Below are 10,028 nucleotides of genomic sequence, written 5' to 3' on the forward strand. Positions count from 1 at the left end.
CGGCCGACGGACGATGGTGGACAATCGGCCGGTGTTAATCAGAACAGCGCGGCCGAGCGATCTGGCCCGGCTTCAGGAGATCGAGCGTGTGGCCGGCCGAGCGTTCCGGGACATCGGGATGCCGGAGGTGGCCGACGACGAGCCGCTGTCGATCGAGGTCCTCGCCGGCTATGCCGAGGCGGGCCGGGCCTGGGTCGCGGTGGCCGGGGACGTGGTGGCCGCCTATCTGATCGTGGACCTAGTCGATGGGAACGTCCACATCGAGCAGGTCTCCGTCGATCCACGGTATGGGCATCGGGGGATCGGGCGGTCACTCATCGAGCATGCGGCCGCCTTCGCGATGGAGATCGGGGCGGCGGCGCTGACCCTCACCACCTTCGCCGAGGTCCCGTGGAACGCGCCGTACTACCGGCGGTGCGGTTTCGTCGTTCTCGACGAGAACGCGATCACGCCGGAGCTGCGGGCTCTGCGGGAGCACGAGGGCGCCGCCGGCCTGGACCGGTGGCCGCGCGTGTGCATGCGGCGGCCCTTAACGAGTGAAATTGCCTGATTCGCCGCTTATTAGCGGTTGATGGGGTGAGGGCGCCGTCAGGATGAGTCCGATCATCCGGACGCCGACAGGCCGTCCGGACGTCGACAAGGCATCCGGACGGCAACAGGAGAAGGCGATGAGATCACAGGCCTTTCGTGTCCTCAGTGGCATCACCACCGCAGTCGCTCTGATCGCGTTGCCGGCCTCGGCCGGCGCTGAGGGTGCTCTCACGCCGACAGCTCCGGCCACGGCCACGGCGTCCCCGGCCGCGGTGCGTGTTCCGGCGACCCGCGCGCTGCCCGTGGCGGCCACCGTCCTGCCGTTCCGGCTGAGCGTCCCCGGAGCGACCGCCGTCGGCTCCTACCGGCTGGCGACGGCCCAGCCGGCACAGGGCAAGCCCGCGCCGGCGAACCCAGCCCCGGCGAAGTCTGTCCCGGCCAAGGTCGCCCCGGCCAAGTCCGTGCCGGGACCCGCCCCGTCGGCCAAGCCCGTGCCGGGCACGACCAAACCGGGACTCGCCACGTCGGGAGTCGGGCAGCCGGCGCAGGCCCAGCCCGGCAAGTCGCCCGCCGGCATCGGACCGGTCCGGGAGAACCGGACCGCGAAAGGCCGCCTGCTGAAGCCCGCGGCGCAGCTCTCCCTCACCCTCGAAGTCACCGAACGCACCCGCTGCGGGGTTCTGCAACTGACCACCAACGGTCCCGCCGACGGCATCGAGTGGTACACGATCGGCACCCTGTGCAAATCCGGCACGGCGACCTTCCGCGTCGAGGCGACCCGTCTGCCGTGGAGTGCCGGCGCCCTTCCCTCGCTACGGCTGTGCAACGGCCTGCGGCCCGCCCTGGCCGAAGGCGACGACTGCGACACGTTCACCCCGCCGGCCGGGGCCTGACCAGCGGATCCACTGCCGGCCCGGTCCTGCGGGCCGCCCTCCTCAGAGCAGTCTGGTGACACCTTCGGTGGCGATCCGGTCATCGAGGCGGGCCTGGTCCAGGTTCGCGCAGAGCACGATCGAGGCCCCCGCGGTGAGCGGCGCCAACAGCCAGATCAACGGCTCCTCGCAGGCGGTGGTGTCGACCAGGATCCGCTCCCCGGGTTCGATCCCACGCGCCGCGGCGACATCGGCCGCCGCTGCGCCGTACTCGCCGAAGGTGGTGCCGTCGACCGTCGCCGCCGAGCCCACCTTGACCCCGTCCGGCGGCGGAGGTGCGCCCAGATGGGCGCGGGCCGCGGGCGGAAAATCCCGATAGCCCCGTGGTACGTCCGGAGTCGGCCCGCCACCCGGCGCCAAACCCAGGACGAACTGATGCGGAGCCGGCGGTACGTCTTCGAGCCAACTGCCGACCCGCCGCCGCTCCACGAACGTCACATCCAGAGCGGGGCCGGTCTCTGGTGACAGGCCCGCGGCGCCCCAGCCCCGGAACGACACCGCTATCCCCGCCGCCCAGGCTCCGAGCAGCACCGCCGCCGTCTGCCAGTGTGGCGGCAGCAGCACGCCCGCGCGGCTCCCGTGCCGCAGCCCACACTCGCGGGTGAGCAGGTCGGCGGTCGCCGCCACCCAGTGACCGAACTCCGCGGCGGTGAGACCCGTCCGCTCCCCGGTGGCGTCGTCGTAGAAGGTGATCAATTGATCGCTCATCGCGCTCCCTACCCTAGCGACGCTCGCACCGCCGGAAAATCACTCTTCCGGTGTGTTGCCACTGCCCACTCCTCCTCCGGCAGGCGCCGTCCCGCGGTGTGCCCGATTCGGGCGGTGCGGCGCGGGCTCGGGGCATGCGGGCGTTCGTCGGGATGCACACGCTCGGTGGCATGCGGGCGTTCGTCGGCATCCGGGCGTTCGTCGGCATGCGCACGCTCGTCGGCATGCGGGCGGGAGGGGGCCGGTGGTGTCGCGGTCTGATGCCTCGGAAGGGTTCCGGTGTGGGGACCGTCGCCGAGCCGTCAGGCCGCCCGGATGTGGCTGAGTTCGCGAGCCTCCGCCGCGTACCTCGCCAGGAGGTGAACCGTGCGCGGCCCGGCTTCGCCGTCAGCCGCCAGGCCGGCGCGAGTCTGGAAGTAGCGGACCGTCTCGGTCAGTTCCGCGCCGTCGGGCCCGACCCTGACCCCGAGATCCGCGAACAGCTCCCGCAACGCCTCCGGGGCCGCCGGCGGAACCGGCTCCGACCAGCCGATCAATCCACCGACAGCGTTGCCGACCAGGTTGAGCATCCCTCGTGCGGACATCGTGACCTCCCGATCTGTTGTGGTGAACCCAGCATCTCGGCGGGAACTGTGCCGAACATCTGCCCACCGTCTCCAATCCCTGTGCGCCACTGCGACTTTCGGCCGACCCGCCGGGACGCGCTCACCGGCGGCCGGTCACGGCGCGCCGGCAGCGGCTCGGGCGGACCGCGGCCGGCGGACCGTTGGCCCAGCCCGGGCGGCTCGCTCGGGGCCGTCGCTCGGGCCATCGCCGGCGGGCTCACGCCCGTGCCGCCCGATCCGCCTGTGCTGCCCGACCGTCGGCGACGGGTCATTCGACGACCGGTCCCTCGACGATCAGTCCCTTGATGCCGGGTTCGCGCCGCCCATGAGCGTCGGCTGATCGCAGTGGTCTACCGCGCTGATAACGCACGGAGGCACCCCGAGGACACCCCATCCGCCATCAATCCTTCCTCCAGCCCTGACGTATCTCCGCGATCCGGGTGGTCAGCGGGGGTGTGCGATCGGTCCGAGGATCGCGCGGGCAGTCAGCGAATTGCGCGGGGAGTACCGCTGAGGCGGCCCCATGATCGACGGTCGCACCCGGGCGGCTGGAGGAGCGTGCCGGGTGAATGACAGGAGGGCGTGCGGCGGGCCGCCACCCGGTCCAGCCGGGGCTACGCCGGTCGGCGGGCGCGCAGACTTGTGCCGGTCGGCGGCGCGCGGAGCTTGTCGATCCGTGACGCCGCCCGGCCGGCTCGGTGCCGCGTCCGCGTGCGGCCCGAACCTGTCCTATCGCGCGTGGATCTCACCCACCAGCGGTGTCACGTCGGTGATGCCGGTGGTCCACTCGTCGACGTAGAGCACCGCCGCCTCGCCCGACCTGCAGCGATCGGTAGGGCAACTCCTGCAGGCGCAGATCGCGTTCCGGATCTCACTGGACCCGGGGTGGGCGCGGCCCACGGCGCCTTCAACCCGAGGCGGCCGATACCCTCCGCCATCAGCATTTCTGAGGTTCTGCTCCGCTGTGGGCTGTCACCCTGAAATCTCATTCCGCGGTGCGCCGCCAAGGTGGCGCTTGTCCTGTTGAGCGCTGTCACGCAGGAGGTTGTTCTGCGGGGTGCTGAGGCTTGTTCCGCAGAGGGCTGGCGTCCTGGGGCTTGCTCCGCGGGGGCGATCACCCTCGGCTCTTCTCGTTGGTGGCACGAGGCCTCGTTCGTGACACAAGGCCGGGCCGCGGGCCTGCCGGGACGGTCCGCGGCGTGGCCAGGTCGCGTCACCTTTGGCAGATGGTGGACCGGGCCAGGGCGACCAGTCGGCGGGCGTCGTCGGCCGCAAGACCGTAGCCGGTCAGTTCAATGGCCGCCGCGCCGCGGCCCCGGCCCGCGGCGAGCGAGGCGCACGCCTGGCCGCCCAACTCGGTGATCTCCTCGTTGCGGCGGTCCACCGCCACCTCGGGCAGTTGCCCGTGCACCACCTGCAGGAACCGGGCCGCCATCGCCGCCGCGTCCGGCGGCGCAGTCCGCATGGACAGCGGGTCCGGCCTCGACGGTGGGCCGACATCGCCGTCCGATGCCGCACCGGCCGTCCCGGCCGTGAGCGCGCCGCTGCTGTCGCCGACCGGCGCGGATGCCGCATCGGCCAGCGCCGTAGCGGTGATGCCATCAGCCGCCGCCGCGGACGCCGGGGGATCTCTCCACTCCGGCGCAGGCGGCCGGCTCGCACAACCCGCCGCGACCAGCAGCGCCGCCACCGCCAGTCCGGCCTTGCCCACCGAACCACGCGCGGAGCGTCGGTCCGCGTTGTTCATGAGGTCTCCCCGAACCTGTCGGGCAGCGGTGTCCAGCACCACGCGGGCGGCTTGTGCCGGGTTGTTCGCCGTGTCGTGCGCACGTTCTCGGTCCACGCTGCTCATCGAACCTCCCGGGAGTCGGCGGGCGGCCGTGTCCATTGCCCCGCGCCTGTGCCGTCGCTTGGCCTTGTTCATCGATTCGTGCACGTGTCGGCCGACGCTGGTCACTGCGCATCTGCGGATCGTTCGGCGACTTCGTCTGTCGCGCCCTGCAGAGGCCGGCCAACCGACGTGATCACCGTGTTTCCCACAGCTTGGCGGGTCGCCCCGCCCGCAGCGCCACCGTCGGCTCGCTGATCGTCGGGCCGAACGGCCGCCGTTCCACGGTGGGTCGCGGTCGGCCGATTTCCGCGTCGAACCTGGCAACAGTCCGCGACGCCGGACAGGTGATCGTCCGGGTTACCCCATGCGGCACTGTCGGGGAAAACGGGCGGTCGGTCGCGCCGGGAGGCGGGTCGGTCTCTGCCGGGCGGGCGGTGGTGTGTCGGGCTGTGTCGAGCGCACGGTCGGTGGCTGTGCGGTGGGCGGTTGTCAGTGGGGCTGCAGCGGGCGCAGGGGCGATCGCCGTGGGGCGGGCGGTGGTGTGTGCGGCGGCTACGAGAATGTTGTCGGTCACCGTTGGGGCGGTTACGGGAATGGTGTCGGTCACCGTCGGGGCCGCCGTGCGTTCGGGCGTCGTCCTGAGGGTCAGGGGTGTAACGCCGGCGGGGTGCGCGCGGGGGAAGTGCGGAGCGGGGAGTGGTGTTGCGGGGGTGTCCAGGGACAGGCGGGGGAGGAGCACCCGGCCGACCCTAGACGCCGCCGGCGGGTGCGTCTGTTGCCGCGCCGATGCCACCCGGACGGGTGACCGGCGCGCACAGCGAAGTCACAGACGGCTCACCGCTGCGAAACATGAAACGCGCGCAACCTCGATGACATGACCGACCTGATGACACGCCCCGCCACGAACGACCAGAACTACGGGCAGGGTTATGAGCCCGCCCACGGGTGGAGCCGCGAGCAGGAGCCGGGTGCGGGCTTCGGCACGCCGCCGACGCAGATTCCGCCGGTCATGTTCGAGGCTCCGCATGACCCCCGATGGAAGCGGCGGCTCGCCGGTGGGGCGGCTGTCCTGGTGCTGATCGCCGGCGGGGGGAGCACCGGGGCGTTCCTGACCGAGAACTACCTGAACTCGCGGCCCGCGCAGGCGGCAGCCACCGAGACGATCACTGAGGTGCCCGACCTGGCGCCGATCGTGGCGAAGGTGCAGCCCGGCGTCGTGACCGTGCTGGTCGACAGTGCCCAGTCGTCATCACTCGGATCCGGAGTGGTGCTCGGCGCGAACGGGCTGATCCTGACGAACAACCATGTCATCGCTGCGGACGGCACGGTCAGCGTGCGGCTGTCCAGCGGACAGACTGTGCCCGCACAGGTGGTCGCCACGGACCCCGGCCATGATCTTGCGCTCGTGCAGACCAGCGGGCTGTCCGGGCTCACGCCGGTCACGTTCGCCACCGACGACAGCGTGGCGGTCGGCGACACGGTGCTGGCCTTCGGCGCGCCACTCGGTCTGGAGGGAACCGTCACCTCGGGCATCGTCTCCGCGCTGGACCGCAGCATGGACACCGGCAGCGAGCGGCTCACCGGCTTGCTCCAGACCGACGCCGCGATCAACCAGGGCAACTCCGGCGGCGCGCTCGTCGACACGTCCGGGCGGCTGGTCGGCATCAATGTCGCGATCGCCACGACCGGCGACAGCAGCGGCAGCGTCGGCCTGGGCTTCGCCATCCCGGCCGGCACGGTTAGCAGCGTCGTCAGCCAACTCCAGGCCCGACTCTGACCACACAGCCGCCCCGCCGCGCCGTGCCCGCACAGCCACCCCCAGCGCGCCGCGCCGCATCGCCGCCGCATCGCATCGCCGCACCGCCCACCTGCGTCGCACTCCCGCATCGGGCACATCGCGCCGCGCCACGCCGCCGCATCGTGCCAGGCCGCGCACGGGCACCGCACCGCACCGCATCGCGCCGCCGCACCGCATCGCGCCGCGGCACCGCATCGCGCCGCCGCATCGCGTAGCGGCACCGCATCGTCGCACCGCCCGCCTGTGTCGAACTCCCGCATCGGCGCGCCGCGCCGCGGCCGCATCGCGCCGGGCCGAGCCGCCCGCGCAACGCCCCAATCGCCGCACCGCATTCGTCGCACCGCATCGCGCAGTGGCACCGCCCGTGCCGTCGCACTGAAGCTTCCCGCCACCGCCGTGGGCACCGCCTGCCTTACGGCGGCGCACCGCCTCGCACCGCTGCGGTGCGGTGCGGTGCGGTGCGTGGCACCGCCGCGTAGCGTTCCACGGTTGCCGCATCGCAGGTCGGCGTGGCCGGAGCCGGGGCCGGGCTATGCGGCGGCGACGGGGGCTATGCGGCGGGGCCGGGCTATGCGACCGGGGCTCGTGGCCTGGCCTGTGGCCGTGGCTCGTCAGGGGCGCGCTCGGGACCGAGACCCCTGACTGCGCGAGGCCGAGACCCCGGACCGAAGGGGGGCGGAGTGTGCTGGGCGAGCGGTCAGAAATCGCGCCACTCGTCGAACCAGTCGGCGGCCAAGTCGGATGGGACTCGGGCACGGGCGGCGAGCTCCGCGAAGGCGTCGCCCGCCTCCTCACGGCGGATGGTGTCGATGAACTCATACTTCTCGTCGATGGCGTGCAACTTGTCGATCAGCTCCCGCAGGATCGCCTCGGCACCGGAGACGACAGCGTCGGCAGCGGCAGCGGCGTCAGCGGCCGAGGCAGGAGCGACGGCGGCGGGAGCAGCGGCGGCGAGTTTGTCGATGGCGCGCAGCGCGGTGGCGTAAGCCTTGCAGGCGGCCGCACCGGCGCGGGTGTCGTCGTCGGCCCAGTCGCGGAACGGGTTGTCCAGATTGGCGGCCAGCCAACTGTCCGTCTTGGCGCCGCGCAGAGACAGCTCCACATCGGTACGCCGCAACCGCGCCCGCAACTCACGAGCCACCGAGCCGCGCAGACCGTAGATCGAGAGGTGCCGCAGCGCCGGCAGGCTGGACGTGATGTCGGCGTCAACCCCATAGGCCTCGAACATCTCGACGAGCTGCAGCGACGGCACGTGGAGCAGCAGCGAAGGGTCGTCGAGCCGCCCGGGTGGCGCTGTCCATCGCAGTTCCAGCGTGTGCGCCGCCGCGAACCCGGCCAGCGTGGCCGCGGAGAGCACGCCGTCGCCGGTGAGCGACACCGACCGCACCTGGGTCAGGCCGCTGGGCGCCCGTGTCGACGGGGTGACCTGGTAGAGCTCGAGGTCGAGCCAGCGGCCGTCGTCCGCCGCCCGGACCGTGACCCGTTCCCGGGCCGCGCCGAGGGAGAGGCGATGCGCCGCGGACGGCAGCCGGATCTCGCGCAGACTGTCGCCGGCGACGCGCAGGCTCCGCACCTCGGTGGCGCGCAGGTCGACGACCGGGGGCGCGTCGGACCAGTGCAGGTCGGTGACCAGCGGATGCCGGGTGAGGGCCTCGGTGAGGCCCCGGTCGGGCCCGGCCCAGAGGACCTGGGCGCAGCGTGGCAGCAGATCGAGGATCGTCCAGTCGACCGGGCCGGTCGCCGGCACCGGGATCGTGCCGGATGTCAGGTGGAGACTGCTGGTGGACGTCGGCAGGGTGACCGGCCCGGCGCCGAGATCGGCGGTGACCGACTCAGACTCCCGGGCAGCGCGGAAGGCCGCCTTCGTCTCGGCCGGCACACGCTCGTCCCAGTGCCGTTGCCGCGCCATGTCGCCGAACGGTGACGCCCAGCCCGAATAGGCGTTGACGTGGTCGGGAACGCCCGGCGGCACCGGGAGGTTGCCGATCCAGTCGAAGTCGGGCGGCATCGGACTGTTGCTGCGGAAGACCGAGATCTGGGCGAGCCGATCCACCAGGCCGCGATAGGCCAGCGGCACCGGCCCGGCGTCGCGAAGATCATCGAGATCGGGTGGCTCCGGTGAGAACCAGTCCAGCGCGTGCACCGTTACGGCCTCGTCGGTGATGCCGGAGACCTGGCAGGCGCCGAACCCGCCACCCGGCAGTGGCGCGACCGCGACGTCTCCGGCCCGGAGCTCTTTCCTCATGCTCGCCAGGCTAGACGGCCCCCCTGACAAATCACCGTCAGTAACCGCCAGTGATCCGCGGGGAGGCGGACTGAGCAGAATTCAGAGGACCGCGCGGAACTCCGGCCAGTGGCCCCAGAACCGCTCGACCTCCTCGATCACGGTCTGCATCCCGGCGGCGATGTCACGCGGCACCGGAGTGCCGTCGTCCCAGGTGGGAGTGGACGGTAGGTAGTAGAGGCCGCCCCGCACACCGGGTTCCACGCCGAGCGCCAGCACGTGTCCGTCCACCTCGAACTGCGAGGCGAACCGCCGGCTGCGCACGATCGCACCGGAGTGGTGCCGCGCTTCCCGGGGGTGCAGTTCCTGGACCGTCATGATCTCCTCCTAGGAGAACCGAGTTAGCCGAACCGGGTTATCCGAACCGAGCCGATCCCGGCGGTGAGTCTGGTAACAGTGAGTACGCGTCGGTCCGGCGAGGCGTTCAGCTTCCGGCTACCCATTTTTTCGTCGTACGGCCACAGTGCACTCCACCGCACCAAGGCCGTCGCGCCGCCTCCGGGGCGACGGATCCCACGGTCCGGACCGCTGCGCCGGTTCCGGGCGGGGAGGGTGGTCACCGGTGAGGGCCCGCCTCAGCCCGAAAGAGGCGCCGGGGCCGTGAGGCGCCGCGATGGTCGCCGGCGACAGGCGCGGAGCGGCCGGGTCTGCGGTGGGGGGCGGCCTTCCCCGTACGGCTAGAAAGATAGATGGGTGTTGGCTCTCCGGGCCGCCGCGGCGAACTCGGGCAGCTCGACCACCTCGATCCCGGCGGCGATGAGCAGGGCGACGCCCTCGCAGGTGACGAAGAGGTCGGGTTCGCGCCAGGCGATGACCACCCGGGGAATGCCGGCGGCGATGATCAGCCCGGTGCAGGTGGCGTGTGGGCGGCTGGCGCGTTTGGAGCAGGGTTCGAGGGTGCTGTACATGGTCGCGCTCCGCAGGTCCGCGTCGCTGCCGACACGCAGCAGGGCCGACTCCTCGGCGTGGACCTGCGGGTCGGAGTCGCGGGACCACCCGGTCGCCAGCTCGGTGCCGGCGTTGTCGACGATGACCGCGCCCACCGAGAACGCGGACGGGGACGCCGGGCAGCGGGTCGCCAACTCGATCGCGCGGCTCATCCACCGATGGTCGTCCATGTTGCTCCCCGTCGTGCGGCCGCGGGCCGTCCCCCGGTCCGTCCAGCACCCTATCGCCGGGCCGGACGGCCGCCGGCCCGTGGACCTCATGTTGGGTGAGTTCAACCGGTCGTCGCAACACTCGGGGTATGGGGGTGTTGATGGGCCGGCCGGCAGGGTGGATGAAGACGTTGACGGGCAGAGCGGCGATGAAGTCGCCGGGGGCACCGGCACTGCGGCGC

General features: G+C 72.2%; 9 protein-coding genes. 3 read left to right on the forward strand and 6 right to left on the reverse strand.

All coding sequences use genetic code 11. The annotated features are described in order from the left end of the window. Window positions 1-31: 31 nt before the first annotated feature. Together QLQ12_RS43635 and QLQ12_RS43640 are read left to right on the forward strand one after the other, a co-directional pair. Window positions 32-550: a GNAT family N-acetyltransferase gene (locus tag QLQ12_RS43635; RefSeq protein ID WP_282766964.1), complete on the forward strand. Its 519-nt coding sequence runs from the start codon at window positions 32-34 to the stop codon at window positions 548-550. 118 nt (window positions 551-668) lie between these two features. Further along, window positions 669-1,424, forward strand: a complete 756-nt coding sequence (locus QLQ12_RS43640; RefSeq protein WP_282766965.1) for a hypothetical protein — start codon at window positions 669-671, stop codon at window positions 1,422-1,424. A 42-nt stretch (window positions 1,425-1,466) separates the two neighbouring features. Here QLQ12_RS43640 and QLQ12_RS43645 read toward each other — a convergent pair whose 3' ends face one another. The 3 genes from QLQ12_RS43645 to QLQ12_RS43660 form a co-directional block, all read right to left on the reverse strand. Beyond that, the gene (locus QLQ12_RS43645; protein ID WP_282766966.1) at window positions 1,467-2,171 is read right to left on the reverse strand and encodes a TIGR03089 family protein; all 705 of its coding nucleotides are present in this window, start codon (window positions 2,169-2,171) and stop codon (window positions 1,467-1,469) included. 302 nt (window positions 2,172-2,473) lie between these two features. Continuing rightward, window positions 2,474-2,755, reverse strand: a complete 282-nt coding sequence (locus tag QLQ12_RS43650; RefSeq protein WP_282766967.1) for a peptidoglycan-binding domain-containing protein — start codon at window positions 2,753-2,755, stop codon at window positions 2,474-2,476. Window positions 2,756-3,989: 1,234 nt separating this feature from the next. Next, the gene (locus QLQ12_RS43660; RefSeq protein WP_282766968.1) at window positions 3,990-4,628 is read right to left on the reverse strand and encodes a DUF732 domain-containing protein; all 639 of its coding nucleotides are present in this window, start codon (window positions 4,626-4,628) and stop codon (window positions 3,990-3,992) included. Window positions 4,629-5,481: 853 nt separating this feature from the next. On the opposite strand from QLQ12_RS43660, the gene QLQ12_RS43665 reads away from it, so the two are divergent. Then, the gene (locus tag QLQ12_RS43665) at window positions 5,482-6,384 is read left to right on the forward strand and encodes a S1C family serine protease (RefSeq protein ID WP_282766969.1); all 903 of its coding nucleotides are present in this window, start codon (window positions 5,482-5,484) and stop codon (window positions 6,382-6,384) included. Between the two features lie 718 nt (window positions 6,385-7,102). On the opposite strand, the gene QLQ12_RS43670 is transcribed toward QLQ12_RS43665, so the two are convergent. From QLQ12_RS43670 to QLQ12_RS43680, 3 genes are all read right to left on the reverse strand, one after another. Next, entirely contained in the window at window positions 7,103-8,650 is a 1,548-nt protein-coding gene (locus QLQ12_RS43670; RefSeq protein WP_282766970.1) for a hypothetical protein, read from the reverse strand. Between the two features lie 81 nt (window positions 8,651-8,731). Further along, window positions 8,732-9,007: a hypothetical protein gene (locus QLQ12_RS43675; RefSeq protein WP_282766971.1), complete on the reverse strand. Its 276-nt coding sequence runs from the start codon at window positions 9,005-9,007 to the stop codon at window positions 8,732-8,734. Between the two features lie 359 nt (window positions 9,008-9,366). Next, window positions 9,367-9,807, reverse strand: coding sequence for a deaminase (locus tag QLQ12_RS43680; protein WP_282766972.1), 441 nt, complete (start codon window positions 9,805-9,807; stop codon window positions 9,367-9,369). Window positions 9,808-10,028 lie beyond the last annotated feature (221 nt).

The organism is Actinoplanes sandaracinus, from assembly GCF_030009775.1.
Classification (GTDB): Bacteria; Actinomycetota; Actinomycetes; order Mycobacteriales; family Micromonosporaceae; genus Actinoplanes; species Actinoplanes sandaracinus.

Bases quoted from the DNA above. Each gene is read 5' to 3' on its own strand.
- QLQ12_RS43640 (WP_282766965.1), top strand. From the start codon at position 669: ATGAGATCACAGGCCTTTCGTGTCCTCAGTGGCATCACCACCGCAGTC.
- QLQ12_RS43645 (WP_282766966.1), bottom strand. From the start codon at position 2,171: ATGAGCGATCAATTGATCACCTTCTACGACGACGCCACCGGGGAGCGG.
- QLQ12_RS43650 (WP_282766967.1), bottom strand. From the start codon at position 2,755: ATGTCCGCACGAGGGATGCTCAACCTGGTCGGCAACGCTGTCGGTGGA.
- QLQ12_RS43660 (WP_282766968.1), bottom strand. From the start codon at position 4,628: ATGAGCAGCGTGGACCGAGAACGTGCGCACGACACGGCGAACAACCCG.
- QLQ12_RS43665 (WP_282766969.1), top strand. From the start codon at position 5,482: ATGACCGACCTGATGACACGCCCCGCCACGAACGACCAGAACTACGGG.
- QLQ12_RS43670 (WP_282766970.1), bottom strand. From the start codon at position 8,650: ATGAGGAAAGAGCTCCGGGCCGGAGACGTCGCGGTCGCGCCACTGCCG.
- QLQ12_RS43675 (WP_282766971.1), bottom strand. From the start codon at position 9,007: ATGACGGTCCAGGAACTGCACCCCCGGGAAGCGCGGCACCACTCCGGT.
- QLQ12_RS43680 (WP_282766972.1), bottom strand. From the start codon at position 9,807: ATGGACGACCATCGGTGGATGAGCCGCGCGATCGAGTTGGCGACCCGC.